We start from the raw sequence: 24,830 nt of genomic DNA, 5'->3' as shown, positions 1-24,830 counted from the left end.
CGTGCGGATGCCGTTAGCGGTTGACGCCGGTCAAATCATCGAAACGCCGCGCTTATCGCGCCCGCAGCTCCGCACGGATATGCGCCTCCACCGCAGCAATCGCGGTCATATTGACGATGCGGCGCGAGGACGAGGCCGGGGTGAGGATGTGTGCGGTCTTGTCCAGCCCCATCAGGATCGGGCCGATGGCCACGCCGCCGGTGGCCACGCGAATCAGGTTGTAGGCGATGTTGGCCGCATCCAGATTCGGAAACACCAGCAAATTGGCGCTGCCACTCAAGGTGGTATTGGGGAAAATGCGTCGGCGCAGGACTTCATCCCACGCGGTATCGCCCATCATTTCGCCATCAATTTCCAGTTTGGGTTGGCGCTGCCGCACGATCTCGTACGCACGGCGCATTTTCGCTGCGCTGGGGTCTTGGTGACTGCCGTAATTGGAATGCGACAACAACCCGATCTTGGGTTCGATGCCAAGCAGTTTCAAGCGGTAGGCCGCCTGCAAGGTGGCCTCGGCGATCTGTTCGGCAGAGGGATCCAACTGCACATGGGTATCGACGAAGAACCACGCACCGGCATCGTTGATGACCGCCGTCATCGCGGCGGTGCCACTGACGCCGGCATCAAAATTGAACACGCTGCGCAGATAGCCCAACTTCTTGTGATAACGGCCCACGATACCGGTGATCAGGGCATCAGCTTCGCCACGCTCCACCATCAGCGCAGCAATCAGCGTGGGACGTGAACGCAGCAGGTTTTTGGCAGCGTCTGGGGTCACGCCACGGCGCTCGGTCAGCGCGTGGTACTGCCGCCAATAGTCATCGAAACGCGGGTCGTCGTTGATATTGGTGAGCTCGAAATCCACGCCGGCGCGCATGCGCAAGCCAAGTTTTTCGATGCGCGATTCAATCACCTCCGGCCGCCCGATCAGCACCGGGAACGCCAAGCCATCGTCGATCACCGCCTGCACCGCTTGCAGCACCACGTATTCTTCGCCCTCGGCATACACCACGCGCTTGCGATGCATGCGCGCACGGTCGTACACCGGCTTCATCATCAGGCTGGTGCGGTGAATGAACTGACCCAGTTTTTCGCGATAGGCAGGCAAATCCCGGATCGGGCGCAGGGCAATCCCCGAATCCATCGCCGCCTGCGCCACCGCCGGTGCCAAGCTGGTCAACAGGCGCGGGTCGAATGGGCGCGGAATCAGGTATTCGCAACCGAATTTCGGTACATCACCGCCATAGGCGCTACCCAGATCCGAGGCTTCCTTGCGCGCCAGATCGGCGATCGCGTGCACGCAAGCCAGCTTCATCGCCTCGTTGATGCTGGTGGCACCCACATCCAGCGCGCCGCGGAAAATATAAGGAAAGCACACCGCGTTATTGACTTGGTTAGGGTAGTCCGAGCGGCCGGTGGCGATGATGGCGTCCGGGCGCACCTTCTTGGCGTCTTCCGGCAGAATTTCCGGGTACGGGTTGGCCAGCGCCAGAATAATGGGCTTGTTCGCCATCGTGGCGACCATTTCCGGCTTCAGGATGCCGCCTGCGGACAAGCCAAGGAACACATCTGCACCGTCCACGATCTCTGCCAGCGTGCGCTTGCCGGTATCCCGCGCGTAGCGGGCCTTGTCGGGATCAAGATTGGCACGGCCACTGTGAATCACACCCTCGCGGTCGAAGGCGAGGATGTTTTGCGGGTTGACGCCCAGCGCCACCAACATGTCGAGGCAGGCAATCCCGGCCGCGCCGGCACCGGTAGTGGCCAGCTTGACCTGAGCGATGTCCTTGCCGGCGACTTCCAACGCATTGAGCACCGCCGCACCCACAATGATCGCGGTGCCGTGCTGGTCGTCATGGAACACCGGAATCTGCATCCGCTCGCGCAGTTTGCGCTCCACGATGAAACATTCCGGCGCCTTGATGTCTTCCAGATTGATGCCACCGAAGGTCGGCTCCAGGCTGGCGATGATGTCCACCAGCTTGTCGGGGTCACGCTCGTTGACTTCCAGATCGAATACATCGATGCCGGCAAATTTCTGGAACAGCACACCCTTGCCTTCCATCACCGGCTTGCCCGCCAGTGGGCCGATATCGCCCAGCCCCAGCACCGCAGTGCCATTGGAAATGACCGCAACCAAATTGCCGCGCGCGGTGTATTCGCTGGCTTTGGCCGGGTCCGCGGCAATTTCTTCGCAGGCAAAGGCCACCCCGGGCGAATACGCCAATGCCAGATCACGCTGGGTCACCATGGGCTTGGTGGCCGTCACCTTGATCTTGCCCTTGGGTTCCAGCCGGTGGTAATCCAGTGCCGCTTGCTTCAGGTCGTCATTGGCGGGGGTATCAGACATCGCTGCGTGTTCCAGGTGCGGATAAGGGATGATACCGACTCTACCCGGCTACGGCCCTACCCAGGAACCCCTATCCGATGCTTGAACTGAACGCCGTGCACACGTTGGCGCTTGCCGGCATCGCCCTGTTCCTTGGCTACGCACTGTGCCGCGTGATTCCGCTGCTGAGCCGCTACAACCTGCCCCCGCCGGTGATTGGCGGTCTGGTGTTTGCGCTGATTGCGTGGGCAGCGCATGCGCGCGGCACCACTTGGGTGGCACTGGATACCAGTTTGCAACCAGCCTTGATGATCGCGTTCTTTACCAGCATTGGCTTCAACGCCAGTGCGCGTTTGCTGAAGATCAGCGGCCGCCAAGTCGCCCTGTTCTTGCTGCTGGCCAGCGGCTTTGCGGTATTGCAAAACTTGCTGGGAATGGCAGTAGCAATCGGCTTTGGTCTGCATCCGCTATTTGGGGTGCTGGCCGGCTCCACCACCTTGACCGGCGGCCCTGCCACTGGGCTGGCATTTGCCCCGCTGTTTGAACGCGCCGGCGTGAGTGGTGCGGCCTCGATCGCGGTGGCCTCGGCAATGGCCGGGATTGTCTGTGGCGGCTTGCTGGGCGGGCCGGTGGCGACCTGGTTCATTCGTCGCAATGGCCTGACCTCGGTGCGCCCCAGTGACCACCACGCACCCGATGAAGCGGTTGCAGTGGAGGTCGCCACGGAAAGCCAGCGCGAATACACCGCGCTCAAAAGCATCGTCATTTTGCTGGTCGCGATGTGGCTGGGGGCGTGGGTGAGCAAGCTGATCACCAGCACCGGGGTGACGTTGCCGGCCTATGTGGGCGCGATGCTGGCAGGGGCCCTGCTGCGGAATCTGGACGATAGCCGCGGCTGGCTCGGCCTGTCGGTGGCCACACTCGAACTGATCGGCAATGTCTGCCTGTCGCTGTTTCTGGCGGTTGCGCTGATGAATTTGAAACTATGGGAACTGGCCGGCCTGGCGGCCCCGCTGCTGCTCAATTTGGCATTGCAATCGGCATTGGTTGCGGTGTTCTGCGGGGTGGTATTTCGGGTGATGGGCCGCGACTATGACGCCGCCGTGATGGGCGGCGGCTTCATCGGGTTCATGCTGGGCACTACCGCCAATGCAATGGCAGTGATGCGCACCCTGGTGGAGCGCTATGGCGTGGCCCCGCGTGCATTTTTGGTGGCCCCGCTGGTGGGCGCATTCTTCATCGACTTCACCAACGCCCTGATCATTACCGGCTTCATCAATTTCTGGCCGCATTGAGCATGCCCACCGCCAACCCCACAACCGACCCGGAACGTATTGTCGATGTTGCCGTGCTTGGTGCCGGTGTGGTCGGCATCAGCACTGCCTACGCCCTGGCTCGACGCGGGAGGCAGGTGGCACTGATCGAACGTGGGCAGGGGCCCGCACTGGGCGCATCATTCGCCAATGGCGCTCAACTGAGTTATGCCTACACCGATGCCATGGCCGCGCCAGCACTGTGGAAGCAACTGCCAGGCATGTTGCTGGGCCGCGATGCGGCGTTCCGTACCCGCGCCTCGGCAGACCCGCACTACTGGCGCTGGGGCTTGGCATTTTTGCGTAACGCCACTGCACACCGGCTTGAACGCAACACATTGGCAACGTTGGCGCTGGCATTGGAATCACGCGCCGCCATGGCCGAACTCTTGGCGCGCCACCCGATTGCATTTGACCACACTGCCCCAGGCAAACTGCATGTCTATTACGACGCAGCCGCACTGCCCAAAGCACGCGCGATGATCGCCGCCAAGTACCAATTCGGCGTGCGGCAAAACGTACTGACACCTGCACAAGCGATCGCCATCGAGCCAGCACTGATCGCCGCGCGCGACATGGCCTTCGTGGTGCATTCGCCTGAAGAAGAAGTGGGTGACCCGTTCAAATTCAGCAGCCAATTGCTGCACCTGCTGTGCGCCGAGTATGGCGTGGAGCCGTACTTCGATGTTGCCGTGCACGGCCTGCATCGCACTCCCGAAGGCTGGCACCTGCAAGCTGCCAACGGTCTGCATCTGCGCGCCAAAAAAATCGCACTCTGTGCCGGCATCGACAGCCACGGCTTGCTGCGACAACTCGGCATCCGCTCGCCCTTGATGGCGGTCAAAGGCTATTCGTTCACCGCCCCCTGCGGCGCGCAAGCACCCGCCGCCAGCATCACCGATACCGCCCGCAAACTGGTGTTCTGCAAACTGGGGAACTCCATTCGCGTGGCCGGCTTGGCCGACCTCAACCATTGGGATTCCACACCAGACCCGCAGCGTTTTGCGCAATTGTTGGCAATGGCGCAGGCCTCGCTGCCACAAGCAGCCGAGTACGCGCAGGTTGCTTCACCATGGGCGGGGTTACGCCCGGTCACGCCCCACTCCAGCCCAGTGATTGCGCGGGCCCAACCAGGACTGGTGCTCAATATCGGCCACGGCATGTTGGGTTGGACCTTGGCGATGGGTAGCGGCGAACGCGCCGCGCGACTGGTACTGCACGCGCCATGAATCCGCTATCACCTAGCCACCAGACGCTATCCAACAAAGGCATAGCAGCCTGCGTCTTGCTGGCGGCCTTGCTACTGCAACTGCCGCTGATTCTCAATCCCGGCTACTTTAGTCACGACGAACTGCAATGGGCGGCGTTGGCCAATGCCAGCACTCCATCGCCATGGCTGGAAACCTCCGCATTCCAATATCGGCCGCTGACCTTTTCATTGTGGATGGCGCTGTCGCGGGCGTTATTCGATACGCCGATGCTGTTTCATGCCGTACTGGTGCTGTGGGGCGCACTCAATGCAGTGGCGCTGCACTGGATCGGGCGTAGCTTTGGCATGTCGCGCTGGCCCGCCGTGTTCGGTGCATTGGGGTTTGTGCTGACCCCGTATGCCGCCTATACCCACGGCTGGGTAGGCTGCATGGCCGATTTGATCTGGCTAAGTTGCGCACTGGGCATCGCGTTGCTGGTACAGCGCGCGCGCGCGCAATGGATGGCGGCCATCAGCAGCGCCACGCTGACTACGCTGGCCCTACTCGGCAAAGAAGCTGCCTTCGCCATCCCTCCGCTGCTGGCACTGGCGTGGTGGCTGGATGATGATGCGGCGAGAAAATCCCGATGGTGGACAAGTATGCTGGCCACAGGCGCGGTCTGCGCGGTGTATCTGGGCTTGCGCTTGGATGTACTGCTGCATGCACCGCGCGAAGGTTCGCAATACACATTAAGTGTGCTCAACCTGCCGCAGCGTTGGTTTGAATATCAAATCTTTGCCCCGATTCCGCCCTTGCTGGAAATCTCCACCACCCTTCGTCGCAGCGGCCCAGTGCTGCTGGCAGGCCTGCTGTGGTCAGGCATGTTGATCGCGTTATGGCGTGCGTCGCCCAAGCTGTGCACACTCTTCCTGCTTGGTGGAATTGCGGCGCTACTTCCAGTGCTGCCGTTGGGTAGTAGCTGGAATCATTACGGCTACGGCTTTGCCGCCATCACCGCGATGATCATCGCCGGGGCATGGCCGCAAGCAAGCCACCTAGGCCGCGGCGTCATCCTCGTATTTGCCGCCCTCACCGCTCTCCACGGCGGCACCGTGATGTGGCGAATACAGCACGTTGGGCGCATCCAGGCCGTGTTTTCACCCGCACTGGCGCACGCCCTGCGCACCCACCCAACCGGCATCACCCTGCAACTGGCACCCGACGCCAAAGACTGGATCTTCGTGCGCCTCACCCACAGCATCCCAAGCTACCAAGGCGTTGCAATAGGCAACCGCGTGCGCATCGTGAACGCCAACGCACCCGCCGATTACCGCATCCACGCCGATGGAACGTTGCAGGAGCTGCGCTAGCGCGCGCACTCACGCCACTCGCAACTGCGCTGCTTGCGTAATGCCATCGTTGACGCGATCTGTGTGGTTGCAGGCTGCGGCCAGTTTTAGGGCAAACGGTTCGATCGGCGAATGCTGGTAGCGCATGCCGTGGGTGGTGCGCACATCGGCAACCGCCCAGCCCGCTGCATGTTTCCGTAGCAGCACAACGAAGTGCTCGTAGCGATCTAGACCATAGGTTTTCCATGCGTATCGGTTTTCGATGACGACGCGATACGCCTGCGCCTGCCCGCTGGCGCATTCCTCGGCGTAGTGCTGGATGTCGCACCACAGGGTCTTGCCGTAATCGACAAGCGCCTGCGTGCTGGTGATCGCAGTTGCCTTGCCGCGCCAATCCTTGAAGCTTGGCAACGCCACACACATCCACGTCACCCCTTGCATCATCGCTGCGCGACGCGCGGCCTCGCGGCGCGCTCGCACCATTTCGCGCACATTGCAAAGCCCCTCCAATTGCTTGGCAATTTCGGGCCATTCCCGGCCAAATCTGGCATTGGCAACACCGCAGACATCGCTGACCTGCCATTTGAAAAAGCGGTGTTCACGCTTCACCAAGCCAACCGTCGCCTGGCGGGGCTTGCCATCCCTTTCGAACTCGACATGAAAGGCCAAGAACGTACCGTTGATGCAATCATCACGGTAGCCATCGATACAGTGCCGCATCGTCTCACCCTCGTCGTACAAGGCCAAGCCATTGGTCAATGCACGCGCCTTGCCACTGTGATGCACCAGCTCGTTGACTGGGCTGTGCCAACTGACGGCTTGCAATGCCAGCCGCTTGCGGGTTTGGGCAGCTTTGACCAGTTGCAGCCAGCGCTGCCAACTGCCAGTGACCGCACCTGCTGGAGGCGCATCTGCAATGCGCAACCACCACGCCACCACACGGCGAATTTCGTCACGGGCCACGGCAACCGCAGCAGGATGTTGCGCGCACTCCGCCCGCCGCACGCACTGCACCGCCACTTGCTGCGGAAGCTTGGCGAACCACTGCCGGATCCCGTCGGCGCTGGTGTGACGCCAGACCTGCGACAGCACGCGGTAAGCGGCGCGTGACGGTCGCTGCACACCATGCCCGGTTTGGGCCAACCGCAACGCCAACGCCAGCGCGGCCAACTGCTCGTCGCCGGCAAAGGACTCCACAAAGCCGCGCAATGGCCGCACGCCCTGCGTGTCCAGCAGCAGACTTGCCTGCCGGGTCACGCCATGCGCACGCAGCCATGCCTTTGCGGCCTGCGTGGGGTCGGCGTCGGGAACGCCGTGCGTGAACATGTATTCGGCCACGAACGACAGTAGTTGTGGCGTTTGCCGTTCAATACGCTCCAACGCCTCCCGGTGGCGCCACACGAAGGTCAGGAAACGGTTGGTGATGGGATGGCGATGCACGCTGATGCGGCATTTGCGGGCCAGCGCCAGCAAGGCAGGTTCGATGGCCAGTGCTTGTGCCAGCAGCGCACGCATGGGTTTCGTTGGAAAGTGCGCAGGGACCTGCCGGGCCAACCCCGCGATGCGCCATGCCTGCCACGCGATGAAATCGACAGTCCCGCGAATGGCCACGGCGTTATCTTCATTGCATTCCGCACCCACCTGCGCGATGACGGCATCCACCAGTACCTTGCGCGCCTTGTCCAGCAGCGCGTAACCGATCCGGCGGTTCCATGTGGGGCTGGGGATCAGCGGGTCGAAATTGGCGCGACCGTCATCGTGTTCGATGTCCGCCAAGGCCCAACAACCGTTGTTCTGCAGGAATGCGGCGGAAAATTCCCTGGTCGCCCGGCTGTAGCCGTAGCGGAAGCCCGCAACGAAATGCACACGGCGCGACGTGCCATCGTCCTCGATGCGGATCGGTTTGGCGGCGATCTCGTCCAACCAGCCCGGCATCAGCGCCGCCAAGCGTTCGGCCAGCCCACGAACGATGCCCACGCGTTGCGTGCCTGGCACGCACACGGCACGTGGCCAGAGCGCGCTCAACTCCAGCAGCTGGCGTGCTTCGATTTGCGAGATTTCCATGGCCTTGCCTCGTGATTTTCGTTTTCGATTCCCGCAAGATTGCCTTCGGGTCGTCGCAAAACCTGAGATGGTGCGGCGCCTCATGCATTTGTCGTCTCCTGATTTCAGGATTGGACGCGCGTTCCTTCCCAGCAGCTGGCCTTGTCCCATTGCCGGGTGACACGGTTCCATTGGTAGCCATCGCCACGCGTGCAACCGGCTGCGATGCTGTCGCGTGTCGGCATATACGTTGCGATTTTCACGTTGTCAGCAATGAACGGCGCCAAGGCTTCCCCGATGGCTTGTGCTTCCCGCAAAGCGGCGGCGTAGTCGAACCGTCGAACCTCGGGCGAGTCATATCCAGCCACGTCAGGATCGATGTAGCACGCCGCCCATTTGGCAATCCGTACACGCAGTGTGCTGCCAATACGCGCATGGAATACGGCATCCGGCCTTCCTACCTGTGTGAACAGGCCGCCTGCGGTGTCGGGGTATAGGCATAGCGTTTCATTGAGAGGGACTTCAATTCCCACGCATGCAACGCGCCCGCCTTGCGAAGAACGCCGTGGGCGCGCTGGTGTTGCGGCATCAGCCAGCGTTGGTAGACCGGTCCCTTATGCTCGTCGCACTCATCCGTTATTGGCAGTGGATATTCCGGTAGTACGCGTCCCTTGTACTCATCGGGTAATTGGCAGACCTCGGTAAAGCGTTGCTCGAAGGACTGAATATCGAGCGCTGTATCGCTGTCCTGCAGCAAGTCCGGATGCGCGCCGAATTCCAGCATCAACCTGATCCCCGGGGCAACGCCAAACTGCGAAAGCGCGTGCAACATGAACTCGGGTTCGCCTCGGTAGGAGACCAGCGATTGATTCGGATTCGCGCCGCTCTCCAGCAATGCACGCAAGATACCTAGCCATGTTTCGGAATAATGGTCCGTGGTTCGCCACGTGGCATCGCTATGCAAGCCCAGCATGGAATCGGCACCGACATAGGCATTCGGATTGGCACCAGCATTGAGAGCCAAGCGCACGCCATCTAATGATTGCGCTTTGATTGCAGCGACCAACTGTTGCGTGACCTGAGTTTGTATTGTGCTCACTTCTCATACCCCCCACTGTTATTCGGCGTGACCTTGCACTTACTTATCGAGGCCGGAGGAAACAGGTCGGCCTGCACTACCCGTTGAAGTAGTCCGCCAGTTCGCGCAGGCTTCGCCAAAAATTTGAGTGCCGTCTTTGGGCTGGTGAGTTGGAATCGGAGCACGCGCCTCGATTGGTGCCTCACTTTCCCCTTGATCGACAGCTTGGCAAAGACCTGTCGCACGGGCTGAGACGCCTGCATTCTTGCGAGGCAGGCCACGCCTTGCATTTGTGCCTTTCAACGCGATGGGAACGATGGCCTGCCGTGTGGCCAGCATCGAACCGACGGCGGTCGTTCCGAAAGTGGCGCGGCCTCTACGCAGGCCATTGCACGCTGTAAAGCAAAAGATTAGGGAAACCGCACGGCTTACCAACGTGGCATGGGCGCGTCGGCCGGCTGTGGCGACGCGCTAAAAATCACTCACCGTTTCGGCATTCATCGCTTGATCCAAGCGAATCTTGTTGGCAAACAGCGAAAACGCCAACATGCCCGCCAAACCATTGGCGCGTGCTGCCCACGCCGGCAGCCAGCGCGGTTCTTGCAAGCTGCCGTCGTCGAACAAGGGTTGAAACCGCTGCACATCGGCCAAGGTCATTTTGCCGGCAAACAAGCGCCGACATTGGCGCAAATTACCGTGTTTGAGCGACCAACGGAAAAACGTGTGCACGCCAATCAAACCGCGCAAATACACGGTGTCTTTGGTGAACGCCATGCCGCCACTGGTGGGCACGCCACGAAACACCCGCTGTGCCGAGGTGAAGCTGTCCACCGGGTTTTGTCCGGCATCCAGGAAATAGCGGAACACCTGCATGAAGTCCGCACCTTCCATCGCCATTGCCACCGCTTCGATGCGCAGGCTGACTCGCTTCATGCGCTCGATATCAATGCTGCCGGTGATCAACTCGGCAAACACCGCCAAACCTTCCTGGGTGGCGGTGCTGCGCGGCGAGGACAGCGCCATGCTGGGCAATACGCTTTGTTGCTGCCCGTTCAATGCGGTCAATGAATGCACAAATGCTTCGTGCTGCAACAGCTGCTGCATGTCGTAATCGGAAAACGCGGCGCCAGCGCGAATACGAATTTTGCGCGAGCCCGCGGCAGCCTTGGCAATCAAATCCGGATCCAGCTCCACCTCGATCACCCGCGCATCAAAAAAATCATCCAGCTGTGCTTGCAAGCGCAATGCCAGCGCGGTGGCGGAAATTTCCACCTGCTCGGCAGGCGATAACAATTCGCTGTCCAGCTCGCCAGCTACCGACAAAAAATGCTGCGCGGCCTCGCGCGTGGTCACCCCGCCCGGCAGCGTGTGATCGGGAGTGCCGAATAACGCCACCGACAATTCTGCCACCTTCGGTGTGCCCAATTGCTCCAACAGTGCTGCCGCTTGCTGCCAGCTGTGCGCCGACTCGATCAAATAAATGCCCAGTGGATGCGCCGGATCGGCGGCGGCGGCAATCGCCACCAACTCGCGGCGCGCATCGGAAAAATCATGCTTGGGATATTGATACACCGGCAACGTGGCGCGGCCTTGCGCGTAGTCGGCCAGAAAAGTTTGCTGCTCGCTGGCCGGCCAACTGACCAGACTCAGCAGGCGAATGCCTTTGGCGGCTTTGGCCATGCGCAGGTCCAGCGCGGCGTGGTGGGCGATGGGATCAATGGCGGTCATATTTTGCATCCAGCCGTTTGTGTAGCGCCTTGCCCTGCACCCGCGCCTGCGCCTTCTGCGCCAACCGCGTGGCCAGTTGGTTGGCTGCTCCGGTGACTTCTGCATCCAGCTTTAAAAAGTTGTCCACGCGGCCCGCCTCCAACACGCCAGATGCAATCGCCACGCGCACTGCGCAGCCGGGCTCGTTGGTGTGTTTGCAATCGCGGAACCTGCATTGCTGCGCCAAGGCTTCGATGTCGGCAAAGCTCTCTGCCACATCTTCTTCGCCGGTGGGTTTGAGCTCGCGCATGCCGGGGGTGTCGATCAAACATGCGCCAGATGCCAAGGCCATCAAGGCGCGATGGGTGGTGGTGTGCCGGCCGCGTGCATCGCGCTCGCGCACTGCGCCGGTTTTCATTTTTTCATTGCCAAGCAAGGTATTGGTCAGGGTGGATTTACCCGCGCCGGAGCTCCCCACCAGCACAATACTTTGCCCCGCCGCCAGCCACGGCGCCAGCGCACTGGCACTGGCGGGGTCTTTTGCATTCAACGCCAGCACCGGCACGTCCAGCGTGCGCAGCGCCGCCAAGGCTGCCTCCACTTCGGCCTCGGGCTTGTCGGATTTGGTCAGCACGATGACCGGCTGCACCCCGCTGCCGCCCACCAACAACAGGTAGCGTTCGATCCGGCGCGGATTGAAATCACCATCCAGACCGCACACCACAAACACGGTATCGATATTCGCCGCGATCACTTGCTGGCGGTAATGCTCGCCGGCGGCGCCGCGCTTGATCGCCGAAAACCGTGGCAACAAAGCCACGATGCGCAGTGATTTGGGCGCACTGCCCTCCACCAACACCCAGTCGCCCACCGCCGGTCGCGCCTCGGGGTTGATCTCGCCTTTGCGATAACTGCCGGCGCGCTGCCATTCGGGCAACGATTCCGCCGGATGCACGACGTCGATGACCTCAGAAACCCGATAGCCACTGCGATGCTGCTCCACCACCCGCGCCGGCCGCGCCTGCGGATGCGCGGCACCCAACGCGGCCCAAGCTGGCGGCAGCGTTGCTGGTGTCCAGTGCCAGCCGATGGCAGACAGGGGTGTCATGGAAGAAAAATTGCGTGCATCCGGCGGATTCTAGCCTTGAACGGTGTTTGCGCCCGGCAGCAACCGTACTTGTCGCGGTGTTTATCCCGCCTTCCGCCCTATTTCCGTTAGGCTTAGCCTCCCACTTCCGCTCTGTTTGCCGCGATGTCCACCTTCAACCCCCGCAACAAGATCGCCACCCGTACCCGTTTGACCGAAGTTCGCTATGAAATCCGGGGGGAATTGGCACGGCGAGCGCGGGAGTTGGAAGGCCAGGGCCGCAAGCTCATCAAACTGAACATCGGCAACCCCGGCGCGTTCGGGTTCCGTGCGCCTGAACATCTGCAAGCCGCCATCGCCGGCGGCATCGCCCGCACCGACCCCTACACCCATCAGCAAGGCCTGCCGGAAGCGCGCGAGGCGATTGCTGCGTTTCACAAGCAGCGCGGCACGCCCAATGCCTCGCCGGAGCGCGTGTTCGTCGGCAATGGCGTGTCGGAACTGATCGACATCTCGCTGCGCGCCCTGCTCAACCCCGGCGAAGAAGTGTTGGTACCCTCGCCCGACTACCCGCTGTGGTCGGCGGCCACCATCCTCAACGATGGTCGCCCGGTCTATTACAAATGCGACCGCGACAACGGTTTCCTGCCCGATCCCGAGCAGATCGAGTCACTGGTGTCCTCACGTACCCGCGCCATTGTCTTGATCAACCCCAACAACCCGACCGGCGCAAATTACCCGCGCGCACTGCTGGAGCGCATCGTCGAAATCGCCCGCCGTTATCGCCTGTTGCTGCTGGTCGATGAAATCTACGACGGCATCCTGTACGACGATGCCGTGTTCCAACCGGTGGCGCCGCTGGCCGGCGACCTGCCGTGCATGAGCTTCGGCGGATTGTCGAAGGTGCACCGTGCCTGCGGCTGGCGGGTGGGCTGGGCGGTACTGAGCGGCGACCCGCTGGCCTGCGGTGACTTCCACCACGCACTGGATCTGCTCGGCGCGCTGCGCCTGTGCGCCAACGTGCCGGGACAGTTCGCAATTGAGCAAGCCTTGCACGGCACCGATACCATTGGCGCGCTGGTGCGCCCCGGTGGCCGCCTGCATGACACCCGCAAGGCCTTGATCGAAAGCTGCGCGGCCAGTCCGCACCTGTCGCTGGTGCCGCCGGCAGGCGCGCTGTACGGCTTCCCACGCGTGGTAGGTGCGGCCGCGCAAGGCTTTGACGACCACGAATTTGCGCTGGAAATGCTGGAGCAGGAAGACGTGCTGATCGTGCCCGGCACCAGCTTCAACGTGCCGTATCGCGACCACTTCCGGGTGACATTGCTGCCCGAAGCACCGATGCTGCGTGAAGTATTCACTCGCATCGACCGCGTGCTGACCCGCCGCGCCGAACGCACGCAGCGGCAAAGCGCGGTGGCGTGATGTCGCGCCGCCTCGCCTACCTTGCGCTGGGCGATTCCTACACCATTGGCGAAGGGGTCGACGGCACAGACCGTTGGCCAATGCAACTGGCTGCACGCCTGCACGCAGCCGGTATCCCTGTTGCCGAGCCACGCATCATCGCCCAAACCGGCTGGACCACCGACGCATTGGCTGCGGCGATGGACGCGGCCGAGCCGCTGGGCGAGTGGAACTTCGTGAGCCTGCTGATTGGCGTCAACAACCAATACCGCGGGCGTGCACTGGTCAATTACATCGACGAATTCACTGGCCTGCTACAACGCGCCATCGCGCTGGCGGGTGGGCACGCAGAGCGCGTGCTGGTGCTGTCGATCCCTGATTGGGGGGTCACCCCGTTCGCACGACAAGAATTGCGTAGCCCACGCCGTATCGCGCAGGAAATCGATACCTACAACGCCGCTGCACAGACCGTGTGTGCCACCCACAACGTGGCTTTTGTCGATATCACCGGCATCAGCCGTGATGCCGGCAACACATTGCAAATGCTGGTGGAAGACAGGCTGCACCCCTCGCTGGCGCAGTACACCCGCTGGGTCGATGCGGTGCTGCCGGTCGCAAAAGGCTTGCTTGCTGCCTCTTGATCCCGGTCAGCCTGCCGCCAGCGTTGGCGGCGTAGAATTGCAAACTCTCCTTATTGCGTTTGGACTTGCCCCATGTCGCTCGACCCCGCCCTGCGCGCCCGCATTGAATCCGTTCTGTCTGCCAACCCGGTGGTGCTGTTCTTGAAGGGCACGCCGGAGGCCCCGCAATGCGGGTTTTCGGCGAAGACCGCCGCGGCGATGGATGCCACCGGCGCGACCTATGCCCATGTCAACGTGCTGGCCGATCCGGACATCCGCGACGGCATCAAAATTTACGGCGACTGGCCAACCATCCCGCAGCTGTACATCCATGGCGAGCTGGTCGGGGGCTGTGACATCGTCACCCAGATGGCTGCCAGCGGTGAATTGCACGCGGCGCTGGGGCTGCCGGCACCCGACCGCACGCCACCGCAGATCACGATTACTGATGCCGCCGCCGAGATGCTGAAGCAAGCACTTGCCAATGCCGGCGAGGGCTATGCACTGCAAATCGAGGTCGATCAAGGCTTCAATGCACGCCTGCAACTGGCCCCGGTGGATAGCACGGCCATCGCCACGGAGGCCGCCGGTATCCGCGCCCAGTTCGATCTAGTCAGCGCCCAACGCGCACGCGGCCTGACCATTGATTGGGCCGACGATGCACGTGGCAAAGGCTTGATCATCGACAACCCCAACGCTCCCGCCAAGGTCAAGCCACTGACCCCGGCGCAAGTGCGTGAACGGGTGCAGGCCGGCACGTTGACCTTGGTCGATGTGCGCCCCGCCGAGGAACGCGCACTGGCGCAGGTACCGGTCGCGCACCGCACCTTCGATGACGGCGTGGAAGAAATTGAAGCACTGCCGAAGGACACCGCACTGGCCTTCCTGTGCCAAGCCGGCGCACGCAGCCAGCAAGCGGCCGAGCACTTCCGTGCATTGGGCTTCAAGGAGCTTTACAACGTGACCGGCGGGATTGTGGCGTGGGCAGAGCTGGATTCATCGGTGCCGCGCTACTGATCAAAACCCGCCACCGGCATCCAACCACGCCTGCTCGTCGGGCGTGTTGGTGCGCCCGAGCGCAGCATTGCGATGCGGGAAACGGCCGAACTGCGCAATCACGTCGCGGTGCGCCACCGCATAGCCCAGCAAATCGGGATTATCCAGCGCGGTGAACAGCGCCACCGCCCGTTGCTGGTCGGCCAACACCTCCGAATGTTCAAACGGCAGGTAAAAGAACATCTGCAGCGCAGGATCCACCTGCGCATCAAAGCCCGCGGCGATTGCATGATTGGCATGCAGCAAAGCCAGCGGATCGGTGGCAAAGGCATGGCCACTGCCACGAAAAATATTGCGCGGAATCTGATCCAGCAACACCACCAGTGCCAGCGCACTGTCGGCCGCCTGCATCCAAGCATCACATTCACGACGGGCGGCGGAAAAATGTGCCTCCTGCCAGCGCTCGCGACATTCGGCGTCAAATGCCGCGCCACCACGAAACCATTTCCCCATGCCGGCTTCGCGCCAGAACGCCAGTAAACCCTTCGCCATATCCGGGTTCACTCGTCGAACCTCAAATGCCGTACCGACTTGCCATTGCGGCGAATCAGCTTGAGTGCTTCGATACCAACCTTGATGTGGTTTTGCACGAACTCGGCGGACACCTTGGCATCGGAGGCTTCAGTCTTCACCCCTTCCGGAATCATCGGCTGATCGGACACCAGGAGCAGCGCGCCACACGGAATCCGGTTGGCAAAGCCGGCCGCGAAGATGGTGGCGGTTTCCATATCAATCGCCATGCAACGCATCGCGCGCAGCTTTTCCTTGAACTCATCGTCATGCTCCCACACCCTGCGGTTGGTGGTGAACACGGTGCCGGTCCAGTAATCCAGCTCTAGGTCGCGGATGCTGGTCGAAATCACGCGCTGCATCGCAAACGCAGGCAACGCCGGTACTTGTGGTGGCAGGTAGTCGTCGCTGGTGCCTTCGCCACGGATCGCGGCAATCGGCAGCACCAGATCACCCAATTGGTTTTTCCGCTTCAAACCGCCGCATTTGCCCAGAAACAACACCGCCTTCGGGCAGATCGCCGAGAGCAGGTCCATCACCGTGGCCGCATTCGGGCTACCCATGCCGAAATTGATCAAGGTGATGCCGTCGATGGTGGCACTGGGCATTGGCCGGTCCAACCCCACAATCGGCGCGCCAGTCATCTTGGAAAAATGCGCCAGATAACCGCCGAAATTGGTCAACAAAATATGCTGGCCGAAGCCGTCCAGCGGCACCCCGGTATAGCGAGGCAGCCAATTGCCGACAATGTCTTGTTTGCTTTTCATGCGTGTTCTTTTGGTCTCCTGTCGGCCTACGGAATGGCCCTCTTGCCGGCGCATCGTCCAAGTGGATGCGGGGCTACGGCGTTCAGCATGCCACTAGTGTTCATTGCAGGTGAAGGTTTGCGGCATCGCAACATCGAAACGTGATGCCGATCGGTGCAAAACGCGCACATTTACGGTACGTTGATCAGTGGATGGTCTTAAATTTCAAGGGGTGTGAAATGCGTATCGGCATCATCACTGATTCGGCCTGCGATCTTCCAAATGATTTTATCGATCGCGAACAGATCGTGATCTTGCCGGTGACAATCCAGATCGGGCAGGCGATCCTAGCCGATACCCGCAATGAGGAAGCCACCATGAGCTTTCTCACCGGCGAAACCGCCGAACGCGCATTCGAGGCCGAAACTACGCCCTACACCGTGCAGCAAGTACACGACTTGTTCCTGGGTAAATTGGTGCATGACTACGATTACGTGTTTTGCATCACCACCACCCGCACGCGCAGCGGTATTCACGACAACGCGGTGCAGGCCAGTTACACCATCCTCAACGATTACAAACCGGTGCGCGCAGCAAGCGGCAACACCACCCCGTTTGCATTGCGTGTGATTGATAGTCAAAACGTATTTGCGGCGGTCGGCGTGCTGGTGGTTGAGGCCGCACGCATGCGTGCAGCGGGTGAAACACCGCCCAAGATTCGTGCTCACCTGGAAAGCTTGGCCAGCAATATTCAAGGCTACATGGTGCCGCCGGATTTGCATTACCTGCGCAACCGGATCAAGAAGCGTGGTGACAAGAGCGTCAGCTTCTTCAGCGCGGCGCTGGGCACGGCGTTGGACATCAAGCCCATCCTGCATTGCAACAAGGGTGACACCGGCCCGGTAGCCAAGGTCAAGGGGTTCAACGCCGCCACCGAAAAAATGTTCGATTTCGCCTGTAAACAAGTGCGTGCGGGCCTGCTGACCCCCACCATGAGCCTGAGTTACGGCGGCGACTTGAACGATATGCGCAAACTACCCGGCTACGACCGTTTGCGTGCCACATGTACCGAACACAATGTAGAGGTGTTCGAAAGCTTCATGGGCCTGAGCGGACTGGTGAACGTGGGCAAGGGGGCCATCGTGCTGGCGTTTGCTGCCGAGCCGCGCAAGTTCGATTAAGCACGGCTGCCAGGATGTCAGCTTGCATCTCCACACCCCCTCGCAATCGGATCCTTCATGCCTACCCGTTATTACATCCGCCTGCCTGATCCCGCCATGGCCCGCGGCGGCGACGCCGATCTAAGCTTCCACTCGCAAGGTGCCGATGGCTTTGCCGATGAGCTGCAGCAAGCATTGCGCACCAGCACACTGTTCGAACGCTGGAGTGCAAAGCAGAGCGATCCCGATGATGTGGATCCCGCACTGGGTGCTACCGATCCCGGTGCGCAAGTGCTCGGGCATCAAAACGACCTGCATGTGGAGCTGGAAGTGGTCACCCACCTGCCGTCCGCGCTGCTGCGCCAGCGCATGGCGCTGTTGGCCGGCCACGGCTGGCAATTACGCGACGTTGCCGCCGCCTGATTTTTGCGCACCATCCGCATGACACCCACCCTGCTTTCATGGAGCGGCGGCAAGGATGCTGCGTGGGCGTTGCATGCGCTGCGCCAGCGTGGCGAATTCGACGTGGTGGGCCTGCTCACCACGCTGACCGAAGGCTTCGACCGCATTTCGATGCAAGGTATTCGCCGTGAGCTGCTGCACGCACAAGCACAGGCGGCGGGCCTGCCGGTGATCGAAGCCTGGATCCCGCAGGCGGCCGATAACGCCGCCTACATCGCCAGTTTCAGCGACGCCGTTGGGCACGCACAAGCGCGCTGGCCGGAGCTTGCGCATATCGCCTATGGCGATTTATTCCTGCCCGACATTCGTGCCTGGCGCGAAACCCTGTGCGCATCACTGGGTATCACGCCGCAGTTCCCTGTGTTTGGCAGCGACACCGCACACCTGGCGCGCACGATGATTGCCGGTGGCCTGCGCGCGCAGCTGTGCTGTGTGGACACCACCCAACTGGACGCTGCATTTGCAGGGCGTGTGTTCGATACCGCATTCCTGCGCGACCTACCCCAGCACATTGACCCCTGCGGCGAACACGGTGAGTTTCACACCTGTGTGTTTGCCGGGCCGATGTTCAATCACCCCATCGCCATCGCACGCGGCGACAGCGTGCTGCGCGATGGACGCTTTGCCTATACCGATTTCAAATTGAATGCGTGATGGGCGATGTGCTCGCCGATGAAACTGGCGATGAAGTAGTAGCTGTGGTCATGGCCAGGCTGCATGCGCAGGCACACCGGATAACCCGACGCGTCGGCCGCGCCCTTCAGCAGCCATGGTTTCAACTGGCCATCGAGAAATTCGTCGGCCTCGCCCTGATCAATCAAGATCGGTAATTTTTCCGCTGCCGCCTTGATCAGCGCGCACGCGTCGTATTGCGCCCACGTCGTAACGTCATCGCCCAGATACGCGGCAAATGCCTTCTGCCCCCATGGCACCTGCATCGGAGCCACGATCGGCGAAAACGCCGACACGCTGCGATAAAGCCCCGGGTTGCGCAGCGCGAGCGTGAGCGCACCATGCCCGCCCATCGAATGCCCGCTGATGGCGCGTGCGCTGGTCACGGCGAAATTGGCTTCAATCACCGCCGGCAACTCATGTGCCACATAGTCGTGCATCTGGTAGTGCGCTGCCCACGGTGCTTGCGTGGCGTTGACATAAAACCCGGCACCCTTGCCAAGGTCATAACCTTCGGCATCGGCCACCGCATCACCACGCGGACTGGTGTCCGGGCAAACAATCGCGATACCGTGTTCGGCCGCATACCGCTGCGCACCGGCTTTGGTGATGAAGTTCTGCTCGCTGCAGGTCAGGCCCGAGAGCCAGTACAGCACCGGCACCTTGGTGTGCCCGGCTTGTGGCGGCAGGTAGATGGCAAAGCGCATCACGCAGCCCAGTGTTGCTGATGCGTGTTGATACACGTCCTGCCAGCCACCGAAGCATGCGCGGTGTTCAACACGCTCCATCAAAAGTGCACCACGCTGCGAATCGACTTGCCTGCATGCATCAAGTCAAACGCCTCATTGATCGCCTCCAAGCCCATCGTATGCGTGACGAAGGGTGCCAGCTGGATGTCGCCACGCATCGCGTCTTCCACCATACCCGGCAATTGGCTGCGCCCCTTCACTCCGCCAAACGCAGTGCCCATCCACTTGCGCCCGGTGACCAGCTGGAACGGGCGGGTGGAGATTTCCTGGCCGGCACCGGCCACGCCGATGATCACGCTCTGGCCCCAGCCACGGTGCGCGCATTCCAGTGCGGCGCGCATCACGTTGACATTACCGATGCATTCAAACGAGTGGTCCACGCCCCAGCCGGTCATCTCCACGATGACTTGTTGAATGGGCTTGTCGAACTCCTTCGGGTTGACGCAATCGGTCGCCCCGAATTCACGCGCCATGTCGAACTTCGCCGGATTGGTATCCACGGCAATGATGCGCCCCGCCTTGGCTTGCCGCGCACCTTGGATTACCGCCAAACCAATGCCACCCAGCCCGAAGACCGCAACCGAATCGCCCGCCTGCACCTTGGCGGTGTTATGCACGGCGCCAATGCCGGTGGTGACGCCACAACCCAACAAGCACACATGCTCCGGGTTTGCCGCGGGGTTGATCTTGGCCAGCGAGACCTCGGCCACCACGGTGTATTCGGAAAACGTGCTGCACCCCATGTAGTGATACAGCGGCTGGCCGTTATAGGAAAACCGTGAAGTACCATCAGGCATCACGCCCTTGCCCTGCGTGGCGCGTACCGAAGTACACAGGTTGGTCTTGCCCGATTTGCAAAACAGGCATTCGCCACATTCTGCGGTGTACAACGGAATCACATGATCACCCGGCGCAACACTCGTCACACCTTCACCCACCTCGATCACAACACCCGCGCCTTCATGTCCCAGCACCACCGGAAACAAGCCTTCCGGATCCTCGCCGGACAGCGTGAACGCATCGGTATGACAGACACCGGTGTGGGTGATCTTCACCAATACTTCGCCCGCTTTGGGCGGCGCAACGTCGATCTCGACAATCTTGAGGGGTTCGCCTGCGGCGAAGGCAACGGCGGCGCGGGATTTCATGCTGCAAACTCCAGAACAAGGGTCATCACCGCGATGATACCTGTCGCTTTCACTCAACCGGTATTCTGGATCCCCGCCGAAATGCCGTTGACAGTGGACACCAACGTACGCAACAGCGCCTCATCGGTGCGCCCACCCTCACGCCAACGCCGCAGCAGCTCCACTTGCAGCAGGCTGATCGGGTCGACATACGGATTGCGCAAGCGGATCGACAAGCGCAGGCGGTAATCATCGGCCAGCAAGCCGTCGCTTTGCTTGATCGCAAGGATGGCCTCACGCGTGCGTGCAAACTCTTCGGCAATCTGCGGGAACAGGGCGTGATGCAAGTCCCCCGCCAGTTGCGAATAGCATTCGAAGATGTCGATATCGGATTTGGCCAGCAACATTTCCACATCGCCGATCATTGCGGTGAAGAATGGCCAGTCGCGCGCCATGCTTTGCATGGCTGACAAACCATGGGTATTGATACCTGATTGCAGCGCGGTGCCCAAGCCATACCAACCGGTCAGGCCGGAACGGTTTTGCGACCACGCAAACACCCACGGAATGGCGCGCAGATTGGCAATGCCACCATCACGGCGGCGCGAAGGGCGCGAGCTGATGTGCAGGCGCTCGATCACATCTACCGGCGTGGCGTCGCGGAAGTAGGTGGGAAAATCGGGATGCTCGTGCACCAGTGCGCGGTAATGCGTGCGCGAGAGCTGCGCCAATTCGGCCGCGATTGCACGCCAGCCATCTTCGCGTGGCTCCGCTGGCCGTGGACGTAACGATGCGCGCAACACCGCACCCGTCATTTGCTCCAGATTGCGCAGCGCCAATGCGCGGATGGCATATTTGCGATGAATGACTTCACCTTGCTCGGTCATGCGCAGGCGGCCACCCACACTGCCACGGGGTGCGGCAATGATGGCGCGCTCGGTTTTGCCGCCGCCGCGGCTGACCGAACCACCACGGCCATGGAAAAACACCAACTGCACGCCGGCCACTTGCGCCACATCCAGCAACTCGACCTGTGCCCGCTGCAAGGCCCAACGCGAGGCCAGCACGCCACCGTCTTTTGCGCTGTCGCTATAGCCCACCATCACGATCTGGCGATCCCCGCGCGCGGCCAAATGACGCCGATACAACGGGTCTTCAAACAACATCCGCATCACCTCGGGCGCCGCTTCCAAATCAGCCACCGTTTCAAACAACGGGGCCACATCCAGCGGCACTTCACCGGCGTCTGTGCACCCGGCAATGCGCGCCAACGCCAGCACCGCCAACGCATCGGCAGCGGTACGCGCCATGCTGATGATGTAAGGCCCAAATGCATTCTTGCCCAAGCTTCCACGCAGCGACTGCACGGCGCGGAACACATCCAGGGTCAACGCGGCGGCATCCGGCTGCACAGCCACCTGCCCTTCGATCAACGCATGCAATTGCGCCACACGCTGATCCAGCCTGCGCGCCGCCCATTCGGTATCCGCCAACAGCGCTGCCAATGCGTCATCGTGCACCGCCGAGTCCTGGCGCAAATCCAGCGCGGCCAAATGAAAGCCAAAACTGCGTGCCCGCCACAGAATCCGGCGCAACGCAAAACGACCGGCATGCTCGCCGCGATGGCGCGCCAAACTGGCATCCATCAATTCCAGATCGTCAATAAACGCCGCCGCATCCGGATACGCACCCGGCGTGCCGTCCCCGGTCGCCTGCAAGCGCGCGCGCATCGCCCACAGCAGTTGCCGATAGGGCATGTCAGCCAAGCGCGGGCGGCTACGCACCGCGCCTTTGGGAAACAATGCGCGATGGGCGGCGGCGCGGGCGTCGATGGCGGCATCCACCTCGGCGTGGCCATGACTTTGGGTGAGGATGTCGCCCAACTTGCGCAAATCGGTTTGATAGCAACTCAGCGCCTGCGCCCGCTGATAGGCCAGCGCGGCGTGGATGGTGGCCGCGCCCACATTGGGGTTGCCATCCATGTCACCACCCACCCACGTGCCGAAGCGCAGCAGTGGCGGTAGCTCGATGCGCTGCCCATACACCGATTCCACCGCCGCACTCAGTACTTCAAAAAATACCGGCAACACGCGGTACAGCGATTGCGTGAGGTAGAAGCCGATATGCTCGATTTCATCGGTCACGCTGGGGCGCAGCGGCGGCGCTTCGTTGGTCTGCCACGCAGTGGTCAGCGATTGCCGGATAAGCGCATCGTCCGCGCCGCGCTCGGGTGGCGTGCGGGTGCGGTCGATATCGGCCACCAGGCGTTCCACTATCGTTTTTTCTTTCAGCAACAGCGCACGCCGCACCGCTTCGGTGGGGTGTGCGGTGAACACCGGTTCGATGCAGGTGCGCGCAAGCATGTCCTGCAATTCCGGCAAGCCCACACCGGCATCGCGCAGGTCGCGCAACACCTCTTCCAACCCACCTGGCTGCGGCGCACTGGCCTGCCGTTGGTAGTCGCGCCGACGGCGAATGCGATGCACGCGCTCGGCCACATTGGTGGCGCTGAAATACGCCGAAAATGCGCGCACCAATCCTTCCGCTTCTTCCAATGGCACCTGCGCCAATTGGCCCGCCAACTCGGCCACCGGCGCGGCCTGTTCGCGCCGCGCAATCGCGCTGCGGCGCAGGCTATCCACCTGTTCCAGAAAACCAGGCGAGACCTGTTCGGCCAACATCTGCCCCACCATCGCGCCCAGCCGGCGCACATCGTCACGCAGCAAAGCATCGGATTTGGCGAAAACAAGCTGTTCGCGCAGCGGGGAATTGGATGGGGTCATCCCTGCAGGCTACCCCATTTTTGGTGCAATGCAGCAATCGTTGCGGATGTGACTTTCTTCAGTACGCAAACTCGCAAAACACCGGATCCACGCTGCCGTGCCATTCGCCATGAAACAGCGCAAGCTTGCGCTCGGCAGGCGTTTTGCCGGATTCGGCAATCTCGATCAATTCATCGAGAAAGCGCGACTCATCCACGCCATCACGATTGCGCATGGCGCGACGTTGCAGGCCGGCTACCGCGATCTTCACGGCCTCGCGCGCCAAATCACGCACCGTGCCGTTGCGGAACGGCAAGCGCAGCGCATATTTCGGCACGCCGTCACGCAGCGCGTGGCGCTCGGCCATCGAAAAATCCTTGACCAGATCCCAGGCTGCATCCAGCGCCGTAGCGTCGTACAGCAGACCCACCCAAAACGCCGGCAAGGCACAGATACGCCCCCACGGGCCGCTGTCGGCACCGCGCATTTCCAGGAATTTTTTCAGCCGCACTTCCGGGAAGGCGGTAGTCATGTGGTCGTTCCAGTCGCGCAAGGTAGGCAGCGCGCCGGGCAACACATCCAGCTCACCGCGTAAAAACTTGCGGAACGATTTGCCGCTGGCATCCACATACACATCATTCCGATGCGAGAAATACATCGGCACATCCAGCAAGTAATCCACGTAGCGCTCGTAGCCGAAACCGTCTTCGAACACGAAATCCAGCATGCCGGTGCGGTCGGGGTCGGTGTCGGTCCAGATGTGCGAACGGTAGCTCAGGTAGCCATTAGGCTGGCCTTCGGTGAATGGCGAATCGGCAAACAGCGCAGTGGCAATCGGTTGCAGCGCCAGCGAGACGCGGAACTTTTTCACCATGTCGGCTTCGGAGGCGTAATCCAGATTCACCTGCACGGTGCAGGTGCGGGTCATCATGTCCAGCCCCAGATTGCCGACCTTGGGCATGTAGTCGCGCATGATCCGGTAGCGGCCCTTGGGCATCCACGGCATCTCGTCGCGTCGCCATTTGGGTTGAAAACCCATACCCAGGAAACCCAATTGCAGTTCGTCGGCGACTTCGCGCACCTCGCGCAGATGGCTGCCCACTTCCTTGCAGGTCTCATGCAGGGTGGCAAGTGGCGCACCCGACAATTCCAGTTGCCCGGCCGGCTCCAGCGTCACCGAGGCGCTATCCCGGGTCAGTGCAATCGTGCGCGGCGGCTGCCCGTCCACGCTTTCCTGATACGGCTGCCAGCCGAAGCGGGTCAGGCCATTGAGCAGCGCCTCGATGCCGCGCTCGCCATCGAACGTCGGCGGGCGCAGGTCATCCAACCGGAAGCCGAATTTTTCGTGCTCGGTACCGATCCGCCAATCCGTGCGCGGCTTCTCGCCCGAGGCCAATACAGCGGCCAATTCGCGGGGATCGGTGATGGGGGTGTCACTGGCGCTGCTGGGTCCAGACATCGACGTGATC

At 61.6% G+C, this 24,830-nt stretch carries 21 protein-coding genes; 9 read left to right on the top strand and 12 right to left on the bottom strand.

Annotated elements, in window-relative coordinates; all coding sequences use genetic code 11:
• Positions 1–52: 52 nt before the first annotated feature.
• Entirely contained in the window at positions 53–2,347 is a 2,295-nt protein-coding gene (locus K7B09_RS01485; RefSeq protein ID WP_223626012.1) for an NADP-dependent malic enzyme, read from the bottom strand.
• Between the two features lie 77 nt (positions 2,348–2,424).
• Between K7B09_RS01485 and gltS the strand changes: the two genes are divergently transcribed.
• Genes gltS through K7B09_RS01470 form a run of 3 tightly spaced genes read left to right on the top strand, consistent with a single transcriptional unit; the run spans position 2,425 to position 6,199 of the window.
• Positions 2,425–3,621 (top strand): sodium/glutamate symporter, encoded by a 1,197-nt coding sequence (gene gltS / locus K7B09_RS01480; protein WP_223626010.1) that lies wholly within the window; start codon positions 2,425–2,427, stop codon positions 3,619–3,621.
• Positions 3,622–3,623: 2 nt separating this feature from the next.
• Positions 3,624–4,868, top strand: a complete 1,245-nt coding sequence (locus K7B09_RS01475) for an FAD-dependent oxidoreductase (protein WP_223626007.1) — start codon at positions 3,624–3,626, stop codon at positions 4,866–4,868.
• Positions 4,865–6,199 (top strand): hypothetical protein, encoded by a 1,335-nt coding sequence (locus tag K7B09_RS01470; protein WP_223626005.1) that lies wholly within the window; start codon positions 4,865–4,867, stop codon positions 6,197–6,199. Before K7B09_RS01475 ends, K7B09_RS01470 begins: the two co-directional genes overlap by 4 nt.
• Positions 6,200–6,208: 9 nt before the next feature.
• On the opposite strand, the gene K7B09_RS01465 is transcribed toward K7B09_RS01470, so the two are convergent.
• The 5 genes from K7B09_RS01465 to rsgA all read right to left on the bottom strand — a co-directional run bounded on the left by K7B09_RS01465 (position 6,209) and on the right by rsgA (position 12,114).
• Positions 6,209–8,242: a hypothetical protein gene (locus K7B09_RS01465; RefSeq protein WP_223626003.1), complete on the bottom strand. Its 2,034-nt coding sequence runs from the start codon at positions 8,240–8,242 to the stop codon at positions 6,209–6,211.
• A 104-nt stretch (positions 8,243–8,346) separates the two neighbouring features.
• Positions 8,347–8,589, bottom strand: coding sequence for a hypothetical protein (locus K7B09_RS01460; RefSeq protein ID WP_223626001.1), 243 nt, complete (start codon positions 8,587–8,589; stop codon positions 8,347–8,349).
• Positions 8,590–8,678: 89 nt separating this feature from the next.
• The gene (locus tag K7B09_RS01455) at positions 8,679–9,320 is read right to left on the bottom strand and encodes an ankyrin repeat domain-containing protein (RefSeq protein ID WP_223625999.1); all 642 of its coding nucleotides are present in this window, start codon (positions 9,318–9,320) and stop codon (positions 8,679–8,681) included.
• Between the two features lie 450 nt (positions 9,321–9,770).
• Positions 9,771–11,027, bottom strand: coding sequence for a flavohemoglobin expression-modulating QEGLA motif protein (locus tag K7B09_RS01450; RefSeq protein ID WP_223625997.1), 1,257 nt, complete (start codon positions 11,025–11,027; stop codon positions 9,771–9,773).
• Positions 11,014–12,114, bottom strand: a complete 1,101-nt coding sequence (gene rsgA, locus K7B09_RS01445) for a ribosome small subunit-dependent GTPase A (RefSeq protein WP_425507833.1) — start codon at positions 12,112–12,114, stop codon at positions 11,014–11,016. The genes K7B09_RS01450 and rsgA overlap by 14 nt, the downstream gene beginning before the upstream one ends.
• 144 nt (positions 12,115–12,258) lie before the next feature.
• Between rsgA and K7B09_RS01440 the strand changes: the two genes are divergently transcribed.
• From K7B09_RS01440 to grxD, 3 genes are all read left to right on the top strand, one after another.
• Positions 12,259–13,518, top strand: a complete 1,260-nt coding sequence (locus K7B09_RS01440) for an aminotransferase class I/II-fold pyridoxal phosphate-dependent enzyme (RefSeq protein WP_223625995.1) — start codon at positions 12,259–12,261, stop codon at positions 13,516–13,518.
• Entirely contained in the window at positions 13,518–14,138 is a 621-nt protein-coding gene (locus K7B09_RS01435) for an SGNH/GDSL hydrolase family protein (protein ID WP_223625992.1), read from the top strand. The genes K7B09_RS01440 and K7B09_RS01435 overlap by 1 nt, the downstream gene beginning before the upstream one ends.
• Positions 14,139–14,210: 72 nt before the next feature.
• Entirely contained in the window at positions 14,211–15,134 is a 924-nt protein-coding gene (gene grxD / locus K7B09_RS01430; protein WP_223625990.1) for a Grx4 family monothiol glutaredoxin, read from the top strand.
• Here the strand turns inward: grxD and K7B09_RS01425 are convergent, their stop codons facing one another.
• The gene (locus tag K7B09_RS01425) at positions 15,135–15,665 is read right to left on the bottom strand and encodes a DUF924 family protein (RefSeq protein WP_223625988.1); all 531 of its coding nucleotides are present in this window, start codon (positions 15,663–15,665) and stop codon (positions 15,135–15,137) included. It abuts the gene before it with no gap.
• An 8-nt stretch (positions 15,666–15,673) separates the two neighbouring features.
• Positions 15,674–16,450, bottom strand: coding sequence for an AMP nucleosidase (locus K7B09_RS01420; protein ID WP_223625986.1), 777 nt, complete (start codon positions 16,448–16,450; stop codon positions 15,674–15,676).
• 218 nt (positions 16,451–16,668) lie between these two features.
• Here K7B09_RS01420 and K7B09_RS01415 point away from each other — a divergent pair, with 218 nt between their 5' ends.
• Genes K7B09_RS01415 through K7B09_RS01405 form a run of 3 tightly spaced genes read left to right on the top strand, consistent with a single transcriptional unit; the run spans position 16,669 to position 18,705 of the window.
• Positions 16,669–17,610, top strand: a complete 942-nt coding sequence (locus K7B09_RS01415; RefSeq protein ID WP_223625983.1) for a DegV family protein — start codon at positions 16,669–16,671, stop codon at positions 17,608–17,610.
• 57 nt (positions 17,611–17,667) lie between these two features.
• On the top strand, positions 17,668–18,012 hold the full coding sequence (locus tag K7B09_RS01410) for a hypothetical protein (RefSeq protein WP_223625981.1): 345 nt from the start codon (positions 17,668–17,670) through the stop codon (positions 18,010–18,012).
• Positions 18,013–18,030: 18 nt separating this feature from the next.
• Positions 18,031–18,705, top strand: coding sequence for a Dph6-related ATP pyrophosphatase (locus K7B09_RS01405; protein ID WP_223625979.1), 675 nt, complete (start codon positions 18,031–18,033; stop codon positions 18,703–18,705).
• Here K7B09_RS01405 and fghA read toward each other — a convergent pair.
• The 4 genes from fghA to K7B09_RS01385 are packed head-to-tail and all read right to left on the bottom strand — an operon-like array spanning position 18,678 to position 24,820.
• On the bottom strand, positions 18,678–19,511 hold the full coding sequence (fghA, locus tag K7B09_RS01400) for an S-formylglutathione hydrolase (protein ID WP_223625976.1): 834 nt from the start codon (positions 19,509–19,511) through the stop codon (positions 18,678–18,680). The genes K7B09_RS01405 and fghA overlap by 28 nt on opposite strands.
• Positions 19,511–20,620, bottom strand: a complete 1,110-nt coding sequence (locus tag K7B09_RS01395) for an S-(hydroxymethyl)glutathione dehydrogenase/class III alcohol dehydrogenase (protein WP_223625974.1) — start codon at positions 20,618–20,620, stop codon at positions 19,511–19,513. The genes fghA and K7B09_RS01395 overlap by 1 nt, the downstream gene beginning before the upstream one ends.
• A gap of 53 nt (positions 20,621–20,673) precedes the next feature.
• On the bottom strand, positions 20,674–23,382 hold the full coding sequence (gene ppc / locus K7B09_RS01390; protein ID WP_223625972.1) for a phosphoenolpyruvate carboxylase: 2,709 nt from the start codon (positions 23,380–23,382) through the stop codon (positions 20,674–20,676).
• Positions 23,383–23,440: 58 nt separating this feature from the next.
• Positions 23,441–24,820, bottom strand: coding sequence for a glutamate--cysteine ligase (locus tag K7B09_RS01385; protein ID WP_223625969.1), 1,380 nt, complete (start codon positions 24,818–24,820; stop codon positions 23,441–23,443).
• Between the last annotated feature and the right edge of the window lie 10 nt (positions 24,821–24,830).

Origin of the sequence: Thermomonas beijingensis (assembly GCF_020034655.1) — a bacterium.
Taxonomy (GTDB): domain Bacteria; phylum Pseudomonadota; class Gammaproteobacteria; order Xanthomonadales; family Xanthomonadaceae; genus Thermomonas; species Thermomonas beijingensis.
The sequence above is the reverse complement of the archived record's forward strand: the minus strand, read 5'-3'. Positions and strand labels throughout refer to the sequence as shown.

What these genes read in the sequence shown, in the direction of transcription:
- K7B09_RS01405 (WP_223625979.1), top strand. Translation starts at nt 18,031, where the DNA reads ATGACACCCACCCTGCTTTCATGGAGCGGCGGCAAGGATGCTGCGTGG.
- ppc (WP_223625972.1), bottom strand. Translation starts at nt 23,382, where the DNA reads ATGACCCCATCCAATTCCCCGCTGCGCGAACAGCTTGTTTTCGCCAAA.
- K7B09_RS01465 (WP_223626003.1), bottom strand. Translation starts at nt 8,242, where the DNA reads ATGGAAATCTCGCAAATCGAAGCACGCCAGCTGCTGGAGTTGAGCGCG.
- K7B09_RS01420 (WP_223625986.1), bottom strand. Translation starts at nt 16,450, where the DNA reads ATGAAAAGCAAACAAGACATTGTCGGCAATTGGCTGCCTCGCTATACC.
- K7B09_RS01395 (WP_223625974.1), bottom strand. Translation starts at nt 20,620, where the DNA reads ATGAAATCCCGCGCCGCCGTTGCCTTCGCCGCAGGCGAACCCCTCAAG.
- grxD (WP_223625990.1), top strand. Translation starts at nt 14,211, where the DNA reads ATGTCGCTCGACCCCGCCCTGCGCGCCCGCATTGAATCCGTTCTGTCT.
- K7B09_RS01410 (WP_223625981.1), top strand. Translation starts at nt 17,668, where the DNA reads ATGCCTACCCGTTATTACATCCGCCTGCCTGATCCCGCCATGGCCCGC.
- K7B09_RS01385 (WP_223625969.1), bottom strand. Translation starts at nt 24,820, where the DNA reads ATGTCTGGACCCAGCAGCGCCAGTGACACCCCCATCACCGATCCCCGC.
- K7B09_RS01475 (WP_223626007.1), top strand. Translation starts at nt 3,624, where the DNA reads ATGCCCACCGCCAACCCCACAACCGACCCGGAACGTATTGTCGATGTT.
- gltS (WP_223626010.1), top strand. Translation starts at nt 2,425, where the DNA reads ATGCTTGAACTGAACGCCGTGCACACGTTGGCGCTTGCCGGCATCGCC.
- K7B09_RS01485 (WP_223626012.1), bottom strand. Translation starts at nt 2,347, where the DNA reads ATGTCTGATACCCCCGCCAATGACGACCTGAAGCAAGCGGCACTGGAT.
- K7B09_RS01440 (WP_223625995.1), top strand. Translation starts at nt 12,259, where the DNA reads ATGTCCACCTTCAACCCCCGCAACAAGATCGCCACCCGTACCCGTTTG.
- K7B09_RS01435 (WP_223625992.1), top strand. Translation starts at nt 13,518, where the DNA reads ATGTCGCGCCGCCTCGCCTACCTTGCGCTGGGCGATTCCTACACCATT.
- K7B09_RS01425 (WP_223625988.1), bottom strand. Translation starts at nt 15,665, where the DNA reads ATGGCGAAGGGTTTACTGGCGTTCTGGCGCGAAGCCGGCATGGGGAAA.
- fghA (WP_223625976.1), bottom strand. Translation starts at nt 19,511, where the DNA reads ATGGAGCGTGTTGAACACCGCGCATGCTTCGGTGGCTGGCAGGACGTG.
- K7B09_RS01415 (WP_223625983.1), top strand. Translation starts at nt 16,669, where the DNA reads ATGCGTATCGGCATCATCACTGATTCGGCCTGCGATCTTCCAAATGAT.
- K7B09_RS01470 (WP_223626005.1), top strand. Translation starts at nt 4,865, where the DNA reads ATGAATCCGCTATCACCTAGCCACCAGACGCTATCCAACAAAGGCATA.
- K7B09_RS01450 (WP_223625997.1), bottom strand. Translation starts at nt 11,027, where the DNA reads ATGACCGCCATTGATCCCATCGCCCACCACGCCGCGCTGGACCTGCGC.
- rsgA (WP_425507833.1), bottom strand. Translation starts at nt 12,114, where the DNA reads ATGACACCCCTGTCTGCCATCGGCTGGCACTGGACACCAGCAACGCTG.